The sequence below is a fragment of the Allobosea sp. LjRoot90 genome (assembly GCF_964254315.1).
GTDB lineage: Bacteria > Pseudomonadota > Alphaproteobacteria > Rhizobiales > Beijerinckiaceae > Allobosea.
On sequence record NZ_CAXUTF020000001.1, the window covers coordinates 1,248,809 to 1,271,558 of the forward strand.

General features: G+C 65.8%; 20 protein-coding genes. 13 read left to right on the forward strand and 7 right to left on the reverse strand.

Features of this window, described 5'->3' with window-relative positions; translation table 11 throughout:
• The first annotated feature begins 51 nt into the window (after nucleotides 1–51).
• From ACSQ3M_RS05910 to ACSQ3M_RS05920, 3 genes are all read left to right on the forward strand, one after another.
• A complete protein-coding gene (locus ACSQ3M_RS05910; protein ID WP_436149116.1) occupies nucleotides 52–1,047 on the forward strand; it encodes a TRAP transporter substrate-binding protein in 996 nt (331 codons plus the stop codon).
• 407 nt (nucleotides 1,048–1,454) lie between these two features.
• On the forward strand, nucleotides 1,455–2,780 hold the full coding sequence (locus ACSQ3M_RS05915) for an LLM class flavin-dependent oxidoreductase (RefSeq protein ID WP_436149117.1): 1,326 nt from the start codon (nucleotides 1,455–1,457) through the stop codon (nucleotides 2,778–2,780).
• Between the two features lie 374 nt (nucleotides 2,781–3,154).
• Nucleotides 3,155–3,646: a GAF domain-containing protein gene (locus ACSQ3M_RS05920; RefSeq protein ID WP_436149118.1), complete on the forward strand. Its 492-nt coding sequence runs from the start codon at nucleotides 3,155–3,157 to the stop codon at nucleotides 3,644–3,646.
• A 187-nt stretch (nucleotides 3,647–3,833) separates the two neighbouring features.
• On the opposite strand, the gene ACSQ3M_RS05925 is transcribed toward ACSQ3M_RS05920, so the two are convergent.
• Nucleotides 3,834–4,880, reverse strand: coding sequence for an aldo/keto reductase (locus ACSQ3M_RS05925; protein ID WP_436149119.1), 1,047 nt, complete (start codon nucleotides 4,878–4,880; stop codon nucleotides 3,834–3,836).
• A gap of 135 nt (nucleotides 4,881–5,015) precedes the next feature.
• The gene (locus ACSQ3M_RS05930) at nucleotides 5,016–5,786 is read right to left on the reverse strand and encodes a DeoR/GlpR family DNA-binding transcription regulator (protein WP_436149120.1); all 771 of its coding nucleotides are present in this window, start codon (nucleotides 5,784–5,786) and stop codon (nucleotides 5,016–5,018) included.
• Between the two features lie 289 nt (nucleotides 5,787–6,075).
• Between ACSQ3M_RS05930 and ACSQ3M_RS05935 the strand changes: the two genes are divergently transcribed.
• The 6 genes from ACSQ3M_RS05935 (at nucleotide 6,076) to ACSQ3M_RS05960 (ending at nucleotide 12,701) form a co-directional block, all read left to right on the forward strand.
• On the forward strand, nucleotides 6,076–6,990 hold the full coding sequence (locus tag ACSQ3M_RS05935) for a PfkB family carbohydrate kinase (protein WP_436149121.1): 915 nt from the start codon (nucleotides 6,076–6,078) through the stop codon (nucleotides 6,988–6,990).
• A 180-nt stretch (nucleotides 6,991–7,170) separates the two neighbouring features.
• Nucleotides 7,171–8,577, forward strand: a complete 1,407-nt coding sequence (locus ACSQ3M_RS05940) for a hypothetical protein (RefSeq protein WP_436149122.1) — start codon at nucleotides 7,171–7,173, stop codon at nucleotides 8,575–8,577.
• Nucleotides 8,578–8,660: 83 nt separating this feature from the next.
• Nucleotides 8,661–9,941: an ABC transporter substrate-binding protein gene (locus ACSQ3M_RS05945; RefSeq protein WP_436149123.1), complete on the forward strand. Its 1,281-nt coding sequence runs from the start codon at nucleotides 8,661–8,663 to the stop codon at nucleotides 9,939–9,941.
• A gap of 123 nt (nucleotides 9,942–10,064) precedes the next feature.
• Nucleotides 10,065–10,958, forward strand: a complete 894-nt coding sequence (locus tag ACSQ3M_RS05950; RefSeq protein WP_436149124.1) for a carbohydrate ABC transporter permease — start codon at nucleotides 10,065–10,067, stop codon at nucleotides 10,956–10,958.
• Nucleotides 10,955–11,848, forward strand: a complete 894-nt coding sequence (locus ACSQ3M_RS05955; protein WP_436149125.1) for a carbohydrate ABC transporter permease — start codon at nucleotides 10,955–10,957, stop codon at nucleotides 11,846–11,848. The genes ACSQ3M_RS05950 and ACSQ3M_RS05955 overlap by 4 nt, the downstream gene beginning before the upstream one ends.
• Before the next feature lie 94 nt (nucleotides 11,849–11,942).
• Complete coding sequence (locus ACSQ3M_RS05960) at nucleotides 11,943–12,701, forward strand: hypothetical protein (protein WP_436149126.1); 759 nt, start codon at nucleotides 11,943–11,945, stop codon at nucleotides 12,699–12,701.
• Between the two features lie 191 nt (nucleotides 12,702–12,892).
• On the opposite strand, the gene ACSQ3M_RS05965 is transcribed toward ACSQ3M_RS05960, so the two are convergent.
• Nucleotides 12,893–13,372, reverse strand: coding sequence for an Lrp/AsnC family transcriptional regulator (locus tag ACSQ3M_RS05965; protein WP_436149127.1), 480 nt, complete (start codon nucleotides 13,370–13,372; stop codon nucleotides 12,893–12,895).
• Nucleotides 13,373–13,476: 104 nt separating this feature from the next.
• On the opposite strand from ACSQ3M_RS05965, the gene ACSQ3M_RS05970 reads away from it, so the two are divergent.
• Complete coding sequence (locus ACSQ3M_RS05970) at nucleotides 13,477–14,673, forward strand: diaminopropionate ammonia-lyase (RefSeq protein WP_436149128.1); 1,197 nt, start codon at nucleotides 13,477–13,479, stop codon at nucleotides 14,671–14,673.
• A gap of 11 nt (nucleotides 14,674–14,684) precedes the next feature.
• The gene (locus ACSQ3M_RS05975; protein ID WP_436149299.1) at nucleotides 14,685–15,302 is read left to right on the forward strand and encodes a glutathione S-transferase family protein; all 618 of its coding nucleotides are present in this window, start codon (nucleotides 14,685–14,687) and stop codon (nucleotides 15,300–15,302) included.
• Between the two features lie 7 nt (nucleotides 15,303–15,309).
• Here ACSQ3M_RS05975 and ACSQ3M_RS05980 read toward each other — a convergent pair whose 3' ends face one another.
• Complete coding sequence (locus ACSQ3M_RS05980; protein WP_436149129.1) at nucleotides 15,310–15,939, reverse strand: FMN-binding negative transcriptional regulator; 630 nt, start codon at nucleotides 15,937–15,939, stop codon at nucleotides 15,310–15,312.
• 50 nt (nucleotides 15,940–15,989) lie between these two features.
• Here ACSQ3M_RS05980 and ACSQ3M_RS05985 point away from each other — a divergent pair, with 50 nt between their 5' ends.
• Together ACSQ3M_RS05985 and ACSQ3M_RS05990 are read left to right on the forward strand one after the other, a co-directional pair.
• The gene (locus tag ACSQ3M_RS05985) at nucleotides 15,990–17,456 is read left to right on the forward strand and encodes a PLP-dependent aminotransferase family protein (RefSeq protein ID WP_436149130.1); all 1,467 of its coding nucleotides are present in this window, start codon (nucleotides 15,990–15,992) and stop codon (nucleotides 17,454–17,456) included.
• 107 nt (nucleotides 17,457–17,563) lie between these two features.
• Nucleotides 17,564–18,316, forward strand: coding sequence for a helix-turn-helix domain-containing protein (locus tag ACSQ3M_RS05990; protein WP_436149131.1), 753 nt, complete (start codon nucleotides 17,564–17,566; stop codon nucleotides 18,314–18,316).
• Nucleotides 18,317–18,480: 164 nt separating this feature from the next.
• Here the strand turns inward: ACSQ3M_RS05990 and ACSQ3M_RS05995 are convergent, their stop codons facing one another.
• From ACSQ3M_RS05995 to ACSQ3M_RS06005, 3 genes are all read right to left on the reverse strand, one after another.
• The gene (locus ACSQ3M_RS05995) at nucleotides 18,481–19,278 is read right to left on the reverse strand and encodes an aldolase (protein ID WP_436149132.1); all 798 of its coding nucleotides are present in this window, start codon (nucleotides 19,276–19,278) and stop codon (nucleotides 18,481–18,483) included.
• An 89-nt stretch (nucleotides 19,279–19,367) separates the two neighbouring features.
• Nucleotides 19,368–20,951, reverse strand: a complete 1,584-nt coding sequence (locus ACSQ3M_RS06000) for a sulfite reductase subunit alpha (protein ID WP_436149133.1) — start codon at nucleotides 20,949–20,951, stop codon at nucleotides 19,368–19,370.
• Nucleotides 20,948–22,744: a NirA family protein gene (locus ACSQ3M_RS06005; protein ID WP_436149134.1), complete on the reverse strand. Its 1,797-nt coding sequence runs from the start codon at nucleotides 22,742–22,744 to the stop codon at nucleotides 20,948–20,950. Before ACSQ3M_RS06005 ends, ACSQ3M_RS06000 begins: the two co-directional genes overlap by 4 nt.
• Nucleotides 22,745–22,750 lie beyond the last annotated feature (6 nt).

Sequence of the window (22,750 nt, forward strand, 5' to 3'; positions counted from 1 at the left end):
GCGCCGCAACCGACTGACAGACAACGAACAAGCAAAAGGGAGGACACGCTCATGACCATCACCCGCAGGACCGCCCTCACCGGCGCGAGCGCCGGCATCGCCCTCTTCGCCATCGGCCGCCCGGCCCTGGCGCAGGCGGTAAAGCTGCGCTTCGCCCATCCGCATCCGGAAGCCGATAGCTGGCACAAGGCAGCGCTGCTCTTCGCCGAGCAGGTCAAGGCCAAGAGCCAGGGCCGCTACGAGGTCCAGGTCTTCGCGAATGGCGCACTCGGCTCTGACGCCCAGACGATCAGCGCAGTGCGCGGCGGCTCGCTCGACGTCTGCCTGACCGGCAACCCGTTCTTCACGGGGCTGGCGCCCAAGCTCAACGTGCTCGACCTGCCTTTCCTGATCCAGAGCCGCAAGCATGCAGCCGCCGTGATGGACGGGCCGATCGGCGACGGCCTGCGCAAGGAACTCGAAGGCTCGAACCTGAAGGCGCTCGCGACCTGGGAGATCGGCTGGCGCAACCTGACCAACAACCGCCGCCCCGTCGCGACCGCTGCCGACCTCAAGGGCCTGAAAATTCGCACCACGCCGAACCCGGCCCATATCAAGGCCTTCCAGCTGCTCGGCGCGATCCCCACCCCGATGGCCTTCACCGAGCTCTTCACCGCGCTGGAGACCGGCACGGTCGACGGCCAGGAGAACCCGGTGACGCTGATCCTCAACGCCAAGTTCAACGAGGTGCAGAAGCATCTCTCGCTGACGCGCCACGCCTTCACCACCGGCCCGCTGGTGATGAACAAGACCAAGTTCGACGCAATGCCGGCCGACATCCAGCAGATGCTGCCCACCATCGCAGTGGAGATCGCCGGCATCCAGCGCCAGATGAACGAGGACACGGAAGGGTCGAGCCTCGCCGAACTGAAGAAGGCCGGCATGCAGGCGGTCGAGACCCCCGACCGCGACTCCTTCGCCAAGATCGTCACCGCCGAGGTCGAGAAGGAGTTCGTCGGCAAATATGGCAGTGAGACGCTGGAGGCGATCAAGAAGGCGGCGGTCTAAGGAGACCTGCCGCAAGGCGAAAGCGGCGGGGACATGCGCGGGATCCCCTCTCCCGGATGGGAGAGGGGTAGGGGTGAGGGACTGCCGCTGATTGCTGAGGCGCAACGGTACCGTCGTGCCTTCTACGGATAGGGCGGGCCCTCATCCCTGCCCTTCTCCCACATGGGAGAAGGGTTCCCGCGCTCTCTATCCGCAGGCGAAGGCGTGGATGGTCGGGACGGGCCCGACCATGACGGAAGCGCCGTCCCCCGGAACCGAACTTCTCCGGTTCTTTGCTTGCTGAGACGAACCCTCTACGCTGACCTCTATCTATAGATGGTTCCAGGCTTTTTTCGCGGCGCCATGGCGCAACGGCGGGCGCGGACATAGCTCAGCATGCTCTGAGCAACCGCCTGCCGAGGCCAGCCATGACGACCGCGCGCCAGCTTCACCTCGGGGCCTTCATGCGCCCCGTCAGCATCCATACCGGCGCCTGGCGCTATCCCGGCGCCTATCCCGATGCCAACTTCAACTTTGGCCATCTGAAGCGCTTCGCGCAGAAGCTGGAGGCCGGCAAGTTCGACGCCTTCTTCATGGCCGACCATCTCGCCGTGCTGAACATGCCGGTCGAGGCGCTGAAACGCAGCCATACGGTGACCTCGTTCGAGCCGTTCACCCTGCTCTCGGCGCTCGCCGGCGCGACCGAGCGCATCGGCCTCGTCGCCACCGCCTCGACCACCTTCGACGCGCCCTATCACATCGCCCGGCGCTTCGCCTCGCTCGACCATATCAGCGGCGGCCGCGCCGGCTGGAACATCGTCACCACCTCGAACCCCGATGCCGCTCTGAATTTCGGTCTCGACACCCATGTCGACCATGGCGAGCGCTATGACCGGGCGCGCGAGTTCTACGATGTCGTCACCGGCCTGTGGGATTCCTTCGCCGACGACGCCTTCATTCGCGACCGCGACAGCGGCATTTATTTCGACCCGGATAAAATGCGGCGCCTTGATCACAAGGGCGAACATCTCTCGGTGCGCGGCCCGCTCAACATCGCAAGGCCACCGCAGGGCTGGCCGGTGATCGTCCAGGCTGGTGCCTCCGAGCCCGGCCGTCAGCTCGCGGCGGAGACGGCGGAGGTCGTGTTCGCGGCGCATGGCACGCTCGCGGCCGGCCAGGCCTTCTACGCCGATGTGAAGGGACGAATGGAGGCGATCGGCCGCAACCCCGACCATCTCAAGATCCTGCCTGGCGTGCTGACTGTCGTCGGCGAGACGGTCGAGGAAGCCCGCGAGAAGCGGGCTCTGCTCGACTCCTTCGTCCACTACGACAGCGCCATCGCCTCGCTCTCGATCGCGCTCGGCCATGATGCCACAGGTTTCGATCCGGATGCGCCGCTGCCCGATATCCCGGACACCAACCAGAGCAAGAGCGGACGCGAACGCACGATCGCGCTCGCCCGCCGCGAGAACCTGACCGTCCGCCAGCTCGCCCAGCGCCTCGGCGGCTATGGCGGACTTGCTTTCGTCGGGACGACGAAGACCATCGCCGACGAGATGGAGCAATGGCTTATCGAGCGCGGCAGCGACGGCTTCAACGTGATGTTCCCCTATCTGCCGGAGGGACTCGACGACTTCGTCGACAAGGTCGTGCCGGAGTTGCAGCGGCGCGGCCTGTTCCGCCGGGAGTATCAGGGGCCGACATTGCGCGACCATCTCGGCCTGCCGCGGCCGGCCAACCGACACTTCACCTGAACATTCCCCGGCGAGCCGCCGCCGGGGACGATTTCGCCATCTGTCATCAAATCTTTGAACAGCCGTTTCATTGACCCCGCAGCGGCGATTGCGAATGATTTGAGGATCGAACCGCAGCGATGCGGGCCGGTCGCGGGATTTGTCGGAGCAGCTTGCACCGCGTCACCAAAGCTAAAAGCGCCACGATGCTGTCGTGGGCTCCAAACTGGAGACGCATGATGGTCTACGTGCTCTATTTCGCCACACGGCAACTGCGGCGGCTCTCTGCCTTCCTGCTCTGGACGCGCAGCTGCCCCCCGCCCTCCGACCGGCCATAACCCTCGCAAAATCCGCTCAGGCGGCGCATATCCAGCCTCGACTTTACGGAGGCGACGATGTTCCAGGCGGCGACGATCTCGGCCAGCGACAAGCCGGGCTTCTACAGGGAGCTCGTTCAGCAGCTCGAAGGCCTGCTGCATGGTGAGCGCGATGCGATCGCCAACGCCGCCAACCTTTCGGCGCTCCTGTACGACGCGATGCCGACCCTCAACTGGGCCGGGTTCTACCTGATGCGTGGCGGCGAGCTCGTGCTCGGCCCCTTCCAGGGCAAGCCGGCCTGCGTGCGCATCCCGGTCGGGCGCGGCGTCTGCGGCACGGCCGTCGCCCGGCGCGAAACGATGCTGGTCGAGGACGTGCACGCCTTCCCCGGCCATATCGCCTGCGACGCCGCCTCGCGCTCCGAGTTGGTGGTGCCGCTGATCCGCGACGGCGAGGTCATCGGCGTGATCGATCTCGACAGCCCGGAGCCGGGCCGTTTCGATGCCGATGACCAGCATGGCATCGAGGCGGTCGCCAGCCTCTATCTGGAAGCCAGCGACCGCTTCTGACAAACTCCTCCGTCATTCCGGGGCAGGCCGTAGGCCTGAGCCCGGAACCCATGAACACGACGGTTCCGGAAAGCTTGAGAACCGTGCGTAACTCGATCCGGCTCCAGCAGTGTTCATGGGTTCCGGGCTCTTCGCTACGCGAAGCCCCGGAAAGACGGAGAGGCTCTACCTCGTCGCTCAGCCTGTTTTATCCGACCCGGCGCGGATCGGGCTTGGCGCGATTGGCGCCCTGGCGTTCCAGCATCCAGCCTGGATACTCCTTCGGCAGGGCACTGACGACGTCGAGCGTCGCCAATTCATCGGCAGTGAACGTGATCTCGATCGCTGCGATGTTCTCGTTCAATTGCTCGATCCGCTTGGCGCCGACGATCGCGCTTGTCACCGCCGGCTGGTGCAACAGCCAGGCGAGCGCCACCTGCGCGACCGAGGCCTTGTGCGCCTCGGCGATCGGCCGCATCGCGTCGATGACGTCATAGCCGCGCTCGCGATCGACCGGCGGGAAGTCGAAGCTGGCCCGCCGACCCTCGCCACCCTGCTCATTGCGGCGGTCGTATTTGCCGGAGAGCAGGCCACCGGCGAGCGGGCTCCAGACCATCAATCCGACCTTCTCGGAGAGCAGCATCGGCGCGATCTCGCGTTCGAGATCGCGACCGGCGATGGTGTAATAGGCCTGCAGCGAGGCGATGCGCGCCAGGTGCCGGCGCTCGGAGATGCCGAGCGCCTTGGCGACCTGCCAGGCCGCCCAGTTCGAGACGCCGACGTAGCGCACCAGCCCCTGCCGCACGAGCGCATCCAGTGCCTCGAGCGTCTCCTCCATCGGCGTGACGGTGTCGAAGGCATGGATCTGGTAGAGGTCGATATGGTCGAGCTGGAGCCGCTTCAGGCTGGCCTTGGCCTGTTCGAGGATGTGGTAGCGGCTGGCGCCGGAGCCGTTCGGCCCCTGCCCCATCCGGCCATAGACCTTGGTGGCGACGACGACCTCGTCGCGCTTGATGCCGAGATTGCGCAGGGCCTGGCCGGTGATCTGCTCGGAATTGCCCTCCGCATAGACATTGGCGGTGTCGATGAAATTGATGCCGGCATCGAGCGCGGTCTTCACCAGCGCATCGGCCTCCTGCTGGTCGAGCCGGCCGATATTGCCCCAGATGCCGTTGTCGCCGCCTCCGAAGGTCATGGTGCCAAGGCACAATTCGGAGACGAGCAGGCCGGTCTGGCCAAGCGTTTGATAGCGCATGACGTGTCTCTTTCAACGATGGGAATTTTGACTGATGAGGCCGCGAGGGAATGCGCCTGGGTGGCGCCGGCGACCTCTCATCAAGATAGGCCGCAGCGGCTGGCGCGCAACGCGTCCGCGCTCACCGTTGCGTGATCAGCCGGCTACGATCAGCTCGCAGCGCGCGTCGCGGATCATCTGGGCGGTCGCGGCCGGCGGCTGGCGGTCGGTCACCAAGGTCGAGATCTCGCTGAGATGGGCGAGGCGCGCCATGGCGACGCGGCTGAACTTGGTGTGGTCGGCGAGCAGCACCGAGCGGCGGGCGTTGCGCAGCATGGTGCGCCCGACCACCGCCTCGTCGTCACGGTATTCGAGCAGGTTCCCGGCCGCGTCGATGCCGCCGATGCTGGTCATGTGCAGGTCGCAGCGATAATTCTCGATGAAGGCAGCCGCGTGCATGCCGCCGCAGGCGCGGTTCGGCCCGAGCCAGTGCCCGCCGGTGATCAGGATCGAGATCTCCGGGCATTTGTCGAGGATCGCCGCCGCAGCGGTACTATTGGTGACGACACGCAGGCCGCGCGGACGGCGTTCGGCGATCGCCTTGGCGAGCGCGTCCATGGTCGTGCCCGGCGTGATGAACAGCGATGTACCCGGCGTCACCAGTTCGGCGGCGGCCTGCGCCATCGCGGCTTTCTCGACCGCCGTCTCGACGACCCGGAGGCCGTAATCTGTGTTCACGGTCGAGAGGTTGGCGCTCGCTCCGCCGTGATGGCGGCGCAGCAGCCCGCGATCGGCGAGATCCTGCAGGTCGCGCCGCACGGTCTGCGGCGTGACGTTGAAGGCGGAGACCATCTCCTCGATCGCGACATAGCCGCGCTTGCCGAGGATATCGAGGATGTCGGCGTGACGTTTGCTCAGCGGTTCCATTGCAGGCCTGCTTCAGAGCCGAACCCGGGTGGGTTGCATCAATCTATCGGTGAACCCGTCTCTACGACCACCCGTCCCTTACACGCAATGCGCGTTTGCGAAAATGGTGTTGCGAAAGTGAAAGCGTAGGGCATCATCGCCCGCGCCGCGCAATCGGATCCTGCCGGCGACATCGACAACGAGGTCCGACGGGACGGAAAATGCTCATCACGCGGCCAGGGAGCCGGCGGATACGCCGTCATGTGCGCTTCCCCCAACGAGCCATCCTTCCGGACTGGGGACAATGGGCATGAGCGGCTACCGAATCCTCTGCGTCGGCAATCTCGTCCAGGACGAGGTTTTCCAGGTCGAGGCCCTGCCCTCGGCCGGCATCAAGACCGGCGTGCTCGATTATGCCGAGCGCTTCGGCGGACCGGCTGCGACCGCGGCGGTGGCGATCTGCCGTCTTGGTGGCGAGGCCGCCTATTGGGGCCGGGTCGGCGCCGACGCCGCCGGCGAGACGGCACTGCGGCTGCTGCGTGGGCATGGCGTCGACTGCGACGACGTCGCCATCCTGCCAGAGGGGCGCACGCTCAGGGCGATCGTCCTCGTCGACAAGCGCGGTGAGCGTAGCATCGTCTCGAACCGGCGCAGTCTGTCGCAGGATGCGAGCGTGCTGCCGCAGGACGGTCTTGCGCAGGCAGGCGCGGTACTTGCGGATACGCGCTGGCCGGCCGCCGCCGGGGTCGTGCTCGAGCGCGCTCGGGCCGCCGGCATCCCCACCGTTCTCGATGTCGACGGCGGCACGCCGGAGGATAATCGCCGCCTGATCGCTAAGGCAGACCACATCGTGTTTTCGGCTGAAGGTCTGCGCGATTTTGCCGGCGACGGCCCAGCCGAGGAACTGCTGCGGCACTGCGCCAACGGCTCAAACAAGGTCTTTGCCGTAACACGCGGCACCGCCGGCAGCCTCTGGCTGATCGCTGGCGAACTTGTCAGCGTCCCTGCCTTCAAGATCGCGGCGAAGGATACCACCGGCTGCGGCGACGTCTTCCATGGCGCCTATGCACTCGGGCTTTGCGAAGGGCAGAGCCCGGTCGAGGCGGCGCGCCTGGCGGCTGCCGTCGCCGCGCTCAAGGCCGAGCGCGGCAATGGCTGGGACGGCATGCCCGATCGCGCCGCTGTCCAGGCCTTGCTGGCGAGCGGCGAAACGCACCCGAATTGAAGTCCGGATCGATTGCGCATTGCAACATGGCTTATGTTGCAATGCGCGAAAACGATAATATGACTTGCGATAACGAAAACAGCATGCATTCATTGCGAACGTGATGCGGTGGGCCCGGCCCGCCCGGCCGGAAGCCCGCCGACACCATCCGTCTCGAAGCCGTTTCCGAAGGTGTTATCCATGGCATGCTCCTCGCTCGCTGAGCTTACCGACGACCTCAAGACGATCGGTGTCGATCTTTCCGGCCCCTCACCCGACTTCAGCAAAAGCAAGCGGCCCTCCGACGCGATGATTGACCGCTGGGCTGAGACGGCGGCACTGGCCGAGCCGGAAACCCGCGCTGTGGCAATCTGGGCGATCCGCGAGGCCGCCCATGCCGCCGGCATCGTGCCGGCCTCGATCCAGGAACTCTATCTCGCCTGTGCCGCTGGCAAATGGTCCGGCAAGACGGTGCCGGCGATGAACCTGCGCGGCTGGAGCTACCACACCTGCCGCGCCGTCTTCCGCGCCGGCAAGGAACTCGATTCCAAGCTCTTCATCTTCGAGCAGGCGGTGGGCGAGGCGCTCTACGCCCAGCAGCCGCCGCTCGAATACGCCGCCGCGGTGCTCGCCGCGGCGCTGCGCGAGGGCTATACTGGCCCGGTCTTCCTGCAGGCCGACCACGACCAGATCAATGCCAAGGCCTATCTCGCCGACCCGAAGGCGGAGGTCCGCAAGCTCGAGACCATCATGCGCGAGCAGGTCGCGGCCGGCATGTACAGCATCGACATCGACGCCTCGACGGTGGTCGACCTGTCATTAGCGACGGTCGAGGACCAGCAGCGCGTCAACGCCGAGCTCACCGCACATTTCACCGAGTTCGTCCGCGGCATCGAGCCCAAGGGCGTCTCGATCTCGCTCGGCGCCGAGATCGGCGAAGTCGGCCACGAGAACACCACGCCGGAAGAACTGCGCGCCTTCATGAAGGTCTATCTGGCGGAGATGGCCAAGCGCAGCGCCAAGCTTCCGATCGTCAGCAAGATCTCGATCAACTCCGGCACCTACCATGGCGGCAAGGTGCTGCCGGACGGCACGCTGGCGCAGGTCAATGTCGACTACGACCTCCTGAAGACGATCTCGACGATCTGCCGCAAGGACTACAACATGGCCGGTGCGGTTCAGCACGGCGCCTCGACCCTGCCCGGCACGCAGCTTGCCAAGCTCCCGGTGGCGGAAGCGGTCGAGGTCCATCTCGCGCTAGGCTTCAACAACCTGATCTTCGACCACCCTGCCCTGCCGCAGGCACTGAGGGACCAGATCCGGGAGTACACCTTCGCCAATCACCTTTCAGAGAAGGGGGCGGGCGAGACCGATGCGCAGTTCTTCTACAATACCCGCAAGAAATCCTGGAAGGTGATGAAGAAGCCGTTCTGGGAGATGCCGAAGGAGGCCGAGACCGCGATCATGGCCTCGCTCCAGGAGATGTTCCGCAACATGTTCACCTGGATGAATGTCGGCGGGACGAGCAGATTGGTCGACGAGAACACCACGCTGGTCAAGGTCGCACCACCGGTGCCCGAGGCCCTGCGAAAAGCCCGCGCCGCCTAAACGCCTGTTCCGGCGCCCGCAACGACGGATGCGCCGCTGACCAAGAAGACTGCCAAAGGGACAACCAACGGGAGGAAACGCATATGGATCAGCATCGCAGGTCTTCCTTGCTGAAACTCGCCGCGATGACGCTCGCCGCGATGACCAGCCTGCCGACGCTCGCACTCGCCCAGCAGAAAGAAGTTCGCTGGGGCCAGTGGAAGGGCACCGAGGTCGGCGAGAAGTTCATGGGCGAGCTCAAGGCCGCCTTCGAGAAGGACCATCCCGATATCAAGCTGACGCCGGTCGACTCGCCGTTCACCGGCTTCCACGACCGGGCCATCGTGCTGCACCAGGCCAAGAAGCTGCCAGACGTGCTGCTGGTCCAGGTCGACTGGGTCGCCGAGTTCGCCGATCTCGGCATGATCGAGCCGCTCGACACCCGCATCGCCAAGGAGCCGAAGGAATTCTTCGCGAACATCCCGGTGACCTTCCATGCGAAGTGGAAGGGCAAGCAGTACTACCTGCCGATCGAGAGCGGCGCGGTGGCGCTGTTCTGGAACACCGACCTGTTCAAGGCCGCCGGCCTCTCCGGCCCGCCCAAGACCTGGGACGAGTTCGCCGAATATTCGCGCAAGCTGACCATTCCCGACAAGCGCCAGTTCGCGGTCACCGGCACGCTCCAGGCCGAGCCGCCGACCAACATGACCTACGACATCTACCCGCTGCTGTTGCAGGGCGGAGCGACGCTCATGGACCCAGCGACCAACAAGGCCGTGTTCAACAGCCCCGAGGGCGTCGCCGCGATCGAGTGGTACATCGAGCGCGTGAACAAGGACAAAGTCTCGGTGCCGGGCGTGCTGAGCAATGGCGAGAAGGAGAAGCGCGCCAACTTCGCCACCGGCAATGTCGCGATGATGTTCGAGGGGCCGTGGGGCGTCGCCATCCAGAAGCAGCTCAACCCGAATCTCAACTACGACATCGCGCCGCTGCCGAAGGGCAAGAGCACCGGCACCATGGTGCGCGGCTCGCTCAACACCATCAGCAGCCAGGCGCAGGACAAGGACGCTGCCTGGACCTTCATGCGCTGGCTCTCGGGGCCGAAGGGCATCGAGATGTGGGCGAAGGGCACCGGCGGCTTCCCGGCGCGCATCGACGTCTCCAACCAGGACTGGTTCAAGGAGCGCAAGCTCTTCCAGGCTTTCGTGACGCAAATGGCGCAGCCCAACGCGCAGTCGCCGTTCCTGTCGATGCCCAACGCCGTGCAGATGAACAAGGTGATGAGCACCGAGATCCAGAACGCTGTGCAAGGCAAGAAGACCGCCAAGCAGGCGCTCGATGACGCTGCCGCCGAGTGGAACAAGGTCCTCGCCGCGGCCAAGTGACCGGCGGATGTGATCGCCTGACGTGACCGTTCCCGGCCGGATTCTGATCCGGCCGGCTCCTCCCCCTCGCGCAGGACCGGCCACCGCAAGACGGCGCGGCCGGTTCGCAACGATCGGCGAGACATGCTGCTTACGCTCAAACGCAAATACCGCGAGGAGCTACTGGCTGCGTCCTTCCTGTGGCCGTCGCTGCTGATCCTCGTCGCGCTGTTGATCTACCCGCTGATCGACGTGGTCCGCCTGAGCTTCCACGACAGCAACCTTCAGCGCGAGGTCTGGGTCGGCTTCGGCAACTACATCGCGCTCGCCAACGACCCGCTGTTCTGGCGCGCCTTCTGGCAGACCGTCGTCTTCACCTTCTTCAGCGTCCTGCTGCATCTGGTGATCGGGCTCGGCCTCGCGCTGCTGCTCAACATGAATCTCGACCCGGCCTTCCGCACCGTCGCGCGCGGCCTGCTGATCGTGCCCTGGCTGCTGGCGCCGACCGTCGCCGGCATGATCTGGGTGCTGATGCTGCAGCCCTTCGGCGTGCTCAACGGCCTGCTCGCCTCGCTCGGGATCATCGACACCAACTTCACCATCTCCTGGCTCGGCGACCCATCGACGGCGCTAGGCTCGGTGACGGCGATGAACGTCTGGCGCGCCTTCCCGTTCTTCATGGTGATGCTGCTCGCCGGCCTGCAGGCGATCCCGAAGCAGCTCTACGAAGCCGCCGAGATCGACGGCGCCTCGCTGTTCCGGCAGTTCTGGCACATCACTTTGCCGCAGCTGCGCAGCGTCATCACCACGATCGTGCTGCTCGACTCGATCTGGACATTCCGTGCCTTCGACCCGGTCTATGTGATGACCGGCGGCGGGCCGGCGCATGGCTCGGAAGTCCTGGCGACGGCGATCTATTTCGACGGCTTCCAGAAGCTGAAATTCGGCTACGCCTCGGCCGAGGCCGTGGTCATGTTCATCGTGCTCTTCATCGTCAGCGCCATCTATGTCCGCCGAACCATGAGCAATCAGCAATGACTGTCGCCCTGCCCAGCGCCGCAGCGCATCCACGCCCCTATCTCGGCCGGATCGGTACGCGCGGTCGTGAGCGCCTGATCAATCTTGCCGCCTACCTCATGCTGCTGGTTGCGATCGCGATCGTCTTCTTCCCGCTCGCCTGGATGCTGACGGTCTCGGTGCGTCCGAACATCGAGGTGATGCGGATGCCGCCGGAATGGCTGCCGCAGGTCTTCACCATGGAAGGCTATCGCAAGATCTTCGCGAGCCCGCGCTATCTCGTCGTCTTCGCGAACACGATGCTGATCTCGCTGGTCGTGACGGCGCTCTCGTTGATCCTCGGGGCGATGGCGGCCTATGCCCTGGCGCGCTTCAAGTTCGCCGGGCAGCGGGCGGTGCTGATGTTTCTGATCACCACGCAGATGTTCCCGCTGGTGCTGCTCTGCATCCCCTATTTCCGCATCTTCATCACGCTCGGGCTCTACGATACCCGCACCTCGCTGATCGTGGTCTACCTGACCTTCACCTTGCCCTTCTGCATCCTGATGCTGCGCAGCTACTTCATCAACATCCCGCGCGATATCGAGGAGGCCGCGATGGTCGACGGCTGCTCGCGGGTCGGCGCGATCTTCAGGACGCTGGTGCCGATGTCCTATCCCGCCTTCATCGGCGCGGGGCTCTACACCTTCCTGCTCGCCTGGAACGAGTTCCTGTTCGCGGTGGTGCTGATCGAATCCTGGGAGAACCGGGTGCTGACCATGGCGATCTACAGCCTGATGGCGGAGTTCGTCACCGACTGGAACACGATGATGGCCTTCTCGGTGCTGGCGAGCCTGCCTCTGGTGGTGGCCTTCATCTTCCTGCAGAAATTCATGGTCCAGGGCATGACTGCCGGGGCGCTGACCTCGTGAGGCGGCTTGGGCCGAAGCGGCAAGGTCGGTGGGGCAAATTGCGCTTGGTCAGAGAATCTCCCTAACTCCCGCGACGGTTGTAGCGGGGTTGGATGTGAGACTTCTGATTTTGCTCGTCGGCGTGCCCGCACTGCTGATCGTTGGCTGGAATGTCTTCGTGCAGCCGAGCTACGAGCATCGCTTCAGGATCACATTGGCGGTCGCGACGCCGGATGGGGTGAAAGAAGGTTCGTCCGTCTGGTCGGTCACCTGCTCCGAGCCACTGCCGGGCGGCCTCAGCACAATGACGGGTGGGTGCTCGACGGTCGGCGAAGCGGTGTTCGTCGATCTCGGCCAAGGCCGCAATCTGGTCGGATTGATGGCGCTCGGCCCGCGTGGCGAGCGGGTCAATGTCTATGATCTGGCGGCGCGCGCCTTCGATTATGCGGATGTGCCGAGGAACAAGGACGGCATCCCGCGCTTCTCCTGGTATTCCTACGCTCCGCACTGGCAGGGCAGTCGCAGGCTCAGCGGCAACAACATCCCGACATTGATCAGTTTTGCCGACCTGAAGGATCCGGCTTCGGCGCGTGTCGTCGAGCCGACCCAAGCCGGCGTCGCTTCGGTGTTAGGCGCTGACTACCGGCTGGAACACATCACGCTGGAGATGGTGCCTGCCGGAATCTGGCCGCTCAATCTCGTCAGGTTGTCGGGCGTGCCGGTGACCATAGAAATTCAAAGCAGGATTCCCGCTCTGAAGGCCGGTGAGCGTCCGGCTGTGATCGCTCTACGCGCTGCCATCCCAAGTACCAACGCCTTTGTACATGCGGAATCGTCATTTAGTCAGGGATTGAGAAAGTGGGAACTACGCTAGCGATCCCGATTTCTTTTGCGCACTCGTTGAGCTCGTTTCTCGCAACAGAGATATGGCGCAGATTTAGAATAGTCCGGTATTGGATGGCCGGGCACGGGCATTGGCAACACTAATATTGGAGATGTGTACCCACCCGACGACGACCCTCGCCAATCTCGTCTGGCGCATATCTGAGCCGGAGCGATGTGAATTTAGCCCACCGGCACCGTCAGCCCCGTCTTGACCCGGTCCATCGCCACGAAGGTGCGGAACTTGCGGATATTGGCGTCGGCGAAGAAGAGGCGGCGTGTCAGCGCCTCATAGGCGGCCATGCTCGGCACCAGCACGACCAGCATGAAATCGACCTCGCCGGTGACGTAATAGCACTGCTGCACCTCGGGCGCGGCGAGGAAGGCGCGCTTGGCGGCGTCGATGTCCTTCGCCGTCTCGCTGACGAGTTCGATCTCGACGAAGATTGTGATCGGGTGGCCGAGCGCCGCCGGCTCGACGACCGCGACATTGGCGGTGATGACGCCGTCCTTCTCCATCCGGCGGATGCGGCGCTGCACGGCTGGCGCCGACAGGTTGACCTTCTCGCCGATCACCCGCTGCGGCGTGGTGTTGTCCTGCTGCAGGATGGCGAGGATGGCCCGGTCGAACGCGTCGAGGGCGGCAGCGGTCGGTTCGCTCAAGCACGGCTCCATGAAACAAACTTGCAAGCTCCAAGGGCGATTGCAGCGCCTTTTTCGCAGCCCTTGCAATATCTCTTCACTTCGACACCCCCGACGAGGCAAGCATGTTCCTGCTCAACCAGCTCCCGGACTTCCGCCAGCCGCTCCATCCGACCGATGCGGAAACGCTCGGCCCTGCCGGAGCCGACGCGATCGAGCGGCACCTCGCCGAACGCGCCGAGCATGTGCCGACGCCGCTGCGGGCCCTGCCCAGTCTCGCCGCGGAGCTCGGCATTGGCGCGCTGCACCTCAAGGATGAGGGCCAGCGGCTCGGCCTCGGCAGCTTCAAGGCGCTGGGCGGCGCCTACGCTGTCGCGCGTCTGGTGCTGGAAGCCGCGAGCGACCGGCTCGGACGCACGCTCGACGAGGCCGACATGACCTCGCCTGAGGTTCGCGCCGTGGCATCCGAGATGACCTTCGCCTGCGCAACCGACGGCAATCACGGCCGCTCGGTCGCGCAGGGTGCGCAGCTGGTCGGCGCGCGCTCGGTGATCTTCATGCATGGCGGCGTCAGCGAACCGCGCGCCGCGGCGATCGCCCGCTTCGGCGCCGAGATCGTGCGCGTCGACGGCACCTATGACGATTCTATCGTCGAAGCCGCCCGTGTCGCCAATGAGCGCGGCTGGACGACCGTCTCCGACACCTCCTGGGACGGCTATGAGCGCATTCCCGGTCTCGTCATGCAGGGCTACACCGCGATCATCCGCGAGGCCCTGCGGCAATTGCCGGAGGCGCCGACCCATGTCTTCGTCCAGGCCGGCGTCGGCGGCATCGCCGCGGCGATCGCGGCGCATCTGTCGCTGCTGCTCGGCGAGAACCGGCCGATCTTCACCGTGGTCGATCCGGCCCGCGCCGCCTGCCTGTTCGAGAGTGCCCGCGCCGGGCGGCCGACCAAGATCGCCCATGGCGCGCCGACGGTGATGGCGATGCTGGAATGCTACGATCCCTCGCCGCTCGCCTGGCGCGTTTTGTCTCGCAGCGCCGATGCCTTCATGACGGTCGAGGATGCGGTCGCGGTCGAGGCGATGAACCGGCTGGCGCGCCCGGCCGGCAACGACCCGGCGATCGTCGCCGGCGAAAGCGGCGCGGCCGGCTTCGCCGGGCTGCTCGCGGCACTGCGCGATCCGCAGGCGCGCGCGGCGCTGAAGCTCGACGCCTCCTCGCGCGTCTTCGCCGTCGTCACCGAGGGCGCGACCGATCCGGAGCGCTATGCCGAGCTGGTCGGGCTGACGCCGGCCGAGGTCGCCGGGACCGCTGCGTGATGGCCGAGAAGCTGACCCTGCTCTACCAGAGCCATTCGCCCTATGCCCGTAAGGTGCTGGTCTGCGCCCATGAGCTCGGGCTGACCGACCGCCTCGACGTGATCCATCACGAGACCAGCCCGACCAATCGCAACGACGCGGTCTTCGCCCGGAACCCGCTCGGCAAGGTGCCGGTGCTGCTGACGCCCGATGCCGGTGCGCTCTTCGATTCCGTGGTGATCTGCGATTATCTTGACCGGCTCGCCGGAGAAGGTTCGCTCATCGCGCGCGGGGGGCCGGCACGCTACGAAGCCTTGCGGCTCCAGGCGCTGGCTCAAGGGCTGTGCGACGCCGGCATCGCCGTGCGCTGGGAAACGGAGCGTCGGCCCGAGGTTTTGCGTTACCCGCTGCTCGCCGAAGGCCAGACGACTAAGCTCGTCGAAGCCTATGACTATCTCGAAGCGCAGGCCGATCTCGACGGGCCGGTCACGGTCGGCCAGATCGGGCTGGCGACTGCCCTCGCCTGGCTCAGCTTCCGGCGTCTGCCGGATTTCCGCGCGCGAGCACCGCGACTCGCCGGCTGGTACGATCGCTTCAACCAGCGCCCGTCGATGCGCGCCACGCCCTATGAGGGCGAGACGCAGGACTAAGGCGCCCTCAGCCCTCGGTCGGCACCATCGCGGCAACGGCGAGGTCGCTGGCGCGTTCGCTCGCGGCCAGGCCGTCGGCGACGCCGCGGCGGTCGGCAGCCGGGCGGTTCTGGCTCATCTTGCGCTTGCCTTCGAGCCGGGTGATCGGGATACGCAGGCCGACGATGCCGCGCAGCTGCGCCTGCACGAAGGCAGGCGGCGCATCATTTACGGCCCAAGGCTCGGCCCGCGTGCCCTCATGCAGATTGGTGAGGCGCGTCACCGCATCGAGCAAGCGCTCGGGATCGTCGAAGAACTCGGCCGGGCCGTAGGCGTGCACCGCCTGATAGTTCCAGGTCGGCACGACCTTGCCGGTCTCGCGCTTGGTCTCGTACCAGGACGGCGTGATGTAGGCGTCGGGCCCGTTGAACAGGACCATGGCCTCGCCGATCGCCGCCTTCTGCCATTGCGGATTGGCGCGGGCGAGATGGCCATGCAGCACGCCGAACTCGCCCTCCTCCGCCGCGAGGATCAGCGGCAGCGGCGTCGCGAACAGGCCCTCGGCTGTGGCGGTGACGAGGGTGGCGAGCCGACAGGCACGCATCATCGCGTGGATCTCGGCGCGGTCGTCGATGCGAAAGGCCGGCGGCGTATACATCGTCAGGGTCTCCTTGCGGTCGCCGCCGTCATGCCGCTAATCTGGCCTGCATGGAACAGCCAGTTTCTGGCAATACGACTGGACCAGTTGAGCGCGATGTCGGCGCCCAGCGCCGGGTCGTCGTGGCGATCAAGCGCGAGATCGCTGCCGGTGTCCACGCGCCCGGCAGCCGCCTGCCATCGACGCGGGCGCTTGCAGCCGAATGGGGCCTGTCGCGCGCCACCGTCACGGCCGCCTTCGAGCAATTGGCGGCCGAGGGCTATCTCGAAACCCGAGCCGGCGCCCGTGCCCGGGTTGCCGCCGGGCTGGCGCAGCCGAAGCCGGCGCCAGAAACGGCGCCCGCAGCGCGCCCTACCGAGATCTCCGCCTATGGCCGGAGGCTGGCGTCCGCCTCGCCCATTCCGTGGAATGCGCAGCCCTTCGCACTCGATTTCCGCTATGGCGAGCTCGCCGGTGGTGATTTCCCGACGCTCGCCTGGCGGCGGGCACTGGCGAACGCCGCGACACGGCGGCCAGCGCGCCTGCGCTATGGCGATCCGCGCGGCTTGCCTGAGCTGCGCGCTGCTCTGCAAGGCTATCTCTGGCGTTCCCGCGGCCTGCACTGCGAGGCTGACGACATCGTCGTGGTCAACGGCTCCCAGCAGGGGCTCGATCTCTGCGCCAGGCTACTGATCGATCCCGGCGACCGCGTCGTGATCGAGGACCCGGCCTATCATCTGGCGCGCCAGGTTTTTCTGGCCGCCGGCGCCGAGCTCGCGCCACAGCTCGTCGACCGCGGCGGCATGCGCACCAACGCGCTGCCGCCAGCGCGACTCGCCTTCGTGACCCCGTCGCATCAGATGCCGCTCGGCAGCATTCTCTCGGCCACGCGCCGGCAGGAATTGCTCGCCTGGGCGGCCCGCAACGGCGCCGCGATCATCGAGGACGATTACGACGCCGAGTATCGTCATGATGTCGGTCCGGTGCCGCCGCTACGCTCGCTCGACCAGGCCGGCAGCGTGATCTATCTCGGCACCGTCTCGAAGACGCTCTCGCCGACCTTGCGGCTCGGCTATCTCGTCCTGCCGCAGGGCCTGCGCGAGGTCTTCGCCCGGGCCAAGCGCGTGACCGATCGGCACGCTCCGGAACTTGAACAAGCGGCCCTGACCGAGCTGATCGCGAACGGCACCTATGAGCGGCATGTGCGCCGCGTCCGGCGCCGGAATGGCGAGCGGCGCGTCGCCCTTCTGCAGGCACTGCGCCTGCATTTGGGCGAGCGCGTCACGATCTCCGGCACCGATGCCGGCCTGCACGTGCTTGTCTGGATCAACGGACTACCGCAATCGCGCGAAGCCGAGCTGACGGAACGGGCCGCGGCTGCCTCGCTCGGCCTCTATGGCGTGAGCGGGCTTTATGACCAGCCGGACAATCGCGACCGCCGCGCCGGCCTCGTCATCGGCTATGCCGCGCTCGACGAGGCGCAGATCATCGCCGGTGTCGAGCGCTTGGACGCGCTGCTGCGGGAGCTCGGCGCCTAACCCGACAGAGCGTTGGCGGCAATATCGCCCGTACGATCGGCAAGGAGTCGGATTTCTGTCGGATAGGAATCGTATGCATTGCGGGCTCGATTGGGTATCGTTGTTAAATGCTCAATGAACCAAATCAGAGCCGCTCCAACGGGCAACGACTTCGCGAGCTGAGGAAGCAACTCAGCATCACGCAGGACAAGCTCGCGATTATGAGCGGCGTCAATATCCGAACGATACAGCGAGCTGAGAGGGGAGTTGTACTTCAGCTGGACACCCTGGCTGGCATTGCTGCCGCTCTGCGGGTCACCGTTGGAGACATTCTTGAGGCCAACGCGATTTTGGACAACGGGAGCGACCCAAAAGAAGAGCGCAATGCAGTCGCCCTAAGACACATCAGCTCGGGCAAGGCTCTTCTTGATATAATACTGGGATCTTTTTCCGGAACGCTCTACTGCAACGCCGAACCGACCGCCCACAACATAGATTCTCTGAGCGGCATGGTGGAACAGCTAGAAAATCTGATTCCGAACCCTTGGACCACTCCTATGGAAGACATTCGGCTGTCCTTAGCACAAAGGCTGCGCTTGGCGGTCAATATTTCCGAGGAAATAAGTAATCTAGAGCGGCTAGGAATCGCCATCTACGCGGGAACCTATACTGCAAGCGCACAGATACCAAACTTCGATATGGACACAGGGGAAATGTACGTGAGCGGCAGGCAACGCCCGCAGCCCGTTACAGTTTGCCGTATCGTTGTTGATCGCGTTGGTCTCTCCCGCGTCGTCGTGAAGGTTCAGGATGAGTGGGAAGAGCCTACTCCAGCCCACGCGATGGGAAACTCCGGAGCATCTGATGACATTCCGTTCTAGACGCCCCGGAAGCGATCGCCTTCGATTCCGTATCCCTTGGCTTATCGAACTCGAAGGTGAAGGCCGCATTGCCGTGGTGGGCAGCTTTGCTTTAGCTTTAATTGTTCTGTTTATACTTGGCGGGCAATGAGCAAGCGGCGAACGACAGCCCCTAGTAGTAGCCGTTAGTCTCTGTAGACCGGCTCCTCGGCGTCGAGCTGACGGCGGATCGAGGCCATATGCAGGCTCGCCGATTCCGGGTCGCCCTCGCGCATCTGCCGATAGGCCGCCTCGGCGATCTCCGGCTTCACCGGCAGCACCTTGCGGCCGGTCGAGAGCGCCAGCGTCTGCACCTCGCAGGCGCGCTCGAGATAATAGAGATCGTCCCAGGCCTCGGCGATGGTCGGGCCGAGGACCATGACGCCATGATGCTTCATGAAGACGATGTCGGCCTCGCCGACCGCGCCGGCGATGCGGTCGCCCTCGCGCTCGTCGAGCGCGAGGCCGTTATAGTCGCGGTCGAACGCGGTGCGGCCATAGAACTTCAGCGCCGTCTGGCCGGCAAAGATCAGGGGCTCGCCCTCGGTCATCGAGAGCGCCGTCGCATAGGGCATGTGGGTGTGGAAGGCGACGCGGGCGCGCGGCAGGTTCTTGTGAACGCGGGCGTGGATGTAGAAGGCGGTCGCCTCGGGCTGGCCCTCACCGGCGACGACATTGCCGTGGAAGTCGCAGATCAGCAGCTTCGAGGCGGTGAGCTCGCGAAAAGCCCAGCCATAGGGATTGACGATAAAGAGGTCGTCATAGCCCGGCACCAGCGCCGAGAAATGGTTGCAGATGCCCTCCTCGAAGCCATAGCGCGCCGCCATGCGGAAGCAGGCGGCGAGATCACGCCGCGCCTCCCAGACCGCATCGGAATCGAGGTTCGGCTGGTTCATGCCGGCGGAGATTGCCGGCGCCGCGCCAGCCTTGAGGGAGTGTGCCATGCGGTCAGTCTAGGGCCGCATCGACGCCGGGCAAGCGGACTGTCCTGCGCCAGGCGAACAGGCCTGCGTTGATCGCCGCATAGCGGCTTTCAGTAGACGTCGGCCTGATAGCGCCCGGCCTTCTTCAAAGCCGCGACATAGGCGACCGCTTCATCGACCGAGCGCCCTCCATGCTCGGCGACGACATCGACCATGGCGCGCTCGACATCCTTGGCCATGCGCTTGGCATCGCCGCAGACATAGAAATGCGCGCCCTGATCCAGCCAGGCGAAGAGCTCGGCGCCGCGCTCGCGCATGCGATCCTGGACGTAGATCTTGTCCTTGCCGTCGCGCGACCAGGCCAGCGTCAAGCCAGTCAGCACGCCCTCCGCCTTCATCGCGTTGAGCTCATCCTCGTAGAAGAAGTCGGAGGCCCGGCGCTGGTGGCCGAAGAACAGCCAGTTCCGGCCCGTCGCTCCGGTCGCCTTGCGGTCGTGCAGGAAGGCGCGGAACGGCGCGACGCCGGTTCCGGGCCCGCACATGATTACCGGCGTCTCCGGGTTCGCCGGCAGGCCGAAGCCATGGGCGCGCTGGACATAGACCGGCACCTTGTCGCCGGGCTGGACACGCTCGCCCAGATAGGTCGAGGCGACACCCCAGCGCGGCCGTGAGCCGACCTTGTAGCGGACCGTATCGACCGTCAGCGATATCAGGCCGGGCGCAGCGTTGAAGGATGACGAGATCGAGTAGAGCCGCGGCTGCAGCGGATCGAGCGCCTCGACGAAGGCCTCGGGCGAGAGCCGCGCGGCAGAGAATTTGTGCAAGGTGCCAAGCACGTCGAGCCGGTCGAGATCGCCATCCGGATCTTCGCCGGCCGCGAGCCGCTTCGCCTTCTGGCGGGTCTCGCCGCCGGTGACATAAGAAATCAGCTGGAACAGCGCATCGGGCGCCGGCCCAAGCCCGCAATCGGCCAGCAGCCGCTCACGCAGGGGCTTGCCGCCGATATCGGCATCGGGCCGCGCGCCAAGCAGCGCGATGACAGCATCGACCAGGCGCGGATCGTTCTGCGCGACGATGCCAAAGGCATCGCCGACGATGTAGTCGAGACCGCTTTCGGAGAGATCGAACTCGACATGCCAGGTCTCCTTCTCCGAGCCCTCGCCATTGAGCTTGCGACGCGAGAGGAAGGTGGCGAGCGCCGGGTTCTCGCGGCTGCGGCCGAGCGGACCGGCAGGCGTCGCTGAAGCGGGCTCGGCCGAAGCTTCGGCAGCAGGCGCCCCGCCCTCTTCCATCAATGCCTTGAGCTGGCGCAGCGTCTCCTTGCCGCCCGGCGCGCAGAGGTTGAGGCGGCCTTCCTTGCCCTCGGCGATCGCGGCCGAATAGGTCTCGCAGACATAGCCGCACTGGCCGCAATCCTGCTGCGCCATGGCGGCGAAGAGCCGGCGCGGCAGCGGCTTGCCGTCGGCGAGCTGCATCCGGTCTGCGATCACCATGGCCGGATCGTGCCAGGGCGCGCCGTCGTCGGCCTCGCCCATGACAGCGGCGTTCTCGGCCGGCGACAGGGCGGTGACGCCGGCATTGTCGAGCGAGAGCAGGCCGGCGAAGAAGCCGTTGAGCCAGGAGCGCTGCTCCTCGCTGAAGGGCGCGGTCTCCGGCAGGACCTGGACGAGCGGATTCGGCGCCTGGACGGTCATGCCGCCTCTCCCGTCTGCGCGACCAGCGCCTGCAGCGCTGCGATCTCATGGCGGCGGGCGAAGGCGACGAAGCTCTCGTCCGGCGCCGCGCGATGGACCTGCCAGGTGCGCAGGATCGCCTCGACCAGCGCCGGCGCCTCCTCAGCCTTGACCTTCTCGCGGAACGGGCGGGCCATGCCGCCATCGACGCCATAGCCGCCGCCGACCAGGAGGTCGTAGCCCGGCACGGTGTCGCCCTCCTCGTTCACCGGGACCTTGGCGCCGATCAGGCCGAGATCGCCGATATAGTGCTGGGCGCAGGAATGATGGCAGCCGGTCAGATGGATGTTGACCGGTTGATCCAGCGTGATGCGCGGTTCGCAATGGGCGGCGATGGCGAGCGCGTCCTCCTTGGTGTGGGCGGCGGCGAACTTGCAGCCGGTGGCGCCAGTGCAGGCGATCAGTCCGGCGCGCAGCACGGAGGTCTCGGCGGAAAGGCCGCACGCGTTCAGGTTGGCGACGACATCGTCGACTTTTGCATCGGGCACTCCGGAGATCAGCAGGTTCTGCCAGACGGTGAGACGGATATCGCCGTCGCCGCATTGCTGCGAAATGGCTGCGATCGTCCGCATTTGTGCGGTGGTGAGCTTGCCGACCGGTAGCGCAACGCCGACCCAGCTGAGGCCGGGCTGGGCTTGGGCGTGCACGCCGATATGGGCGAGCCGGTCGTAGACCGGGCGCGGCTTCACGAAAGCGCCGTCGACGTGGATCAGCCGGCGGCCGAGCTTCTCCTCCACTGCCGCCAGGAACTTGTCGAAGCCCCAGGCGTCGAGCACGTATTTCAGGCGCGCCTTGTTACGGTTGGTGCGGTCGCCATTGGCGACGAAGACGCGAACGATCGCATCGGCCACCGCAACCGTATCCGAGGGAGCGACGACGATGCCGGTGTCGCGGGCGAGATCGTGATGGCCGGTGATGCCGCCGAGCGCGAGCCGATACCAGATGCCGGACTCGACCGGCTGGCCTTCGAAGGACGCGCCCTCCCCAACCTCGATCGCCTGGAAGCCGATATCGTTGGTGTCCTCCAGCGTCGCAATCGAGCCGGCGCCGTCGAAGGCGACGTTGAACTTGCGCGGCAGCCCATAGAGCGAGCGGTCATTGAGGATGTGATGGTGCCAGGCGCGGGCATGGGGCCGCGTATCGAGCAGTTCGAGCGGGTCGATGCCGGCGGTCGCCGATCCCGTGACGTTGCGGATATTGTCGGCGCCCGAGCCCTTGGCGGTGAGGCCGAGATCGGCGAGGCCTTCCAGCAGCAGCGGCGCGTTCTCGGCGCTGATCTCGCGGACCTGCAGGTTGGCGCGGGTGGTGACGTGGCTGTAGGGACCGCAAAGCCGCTCGGCGAGATCGGCGACGCCCTCGAACTGCCAGGCCTTGAGGATGCCGTTCGGGATGCGCAGGCGGCACATATAGCTGTCCTGTGCCGGGGCGACATAGAACAGGCCGTGATAGCGCCAGCGGAAATTATCCTCCGTCTTGGGATAGGTGCCCGACGAAGCCTGGTCCTTGAAGCGGGCATAGGCGTCGAAGGGATGCTCGGCCGCCTTCCACTTCTCCTGATCGACCAGCTTGCCGCCTCCGGCAACGGTCTTCGCCTGCGCCTCGGCATGCTCCCTGTCGGGTCCCGACGGCATGGCGTTGCCCTGCCCACCCGCACCGCCGAGCGGCCCAAGGCCACGCGCGGCGCGAGCAGACTGCATGCCGCTCATGAAGCCTTCGAGATAGCGCTTCTGGTCAGGAGAGAAGTCGTTGCTCATGGAAGC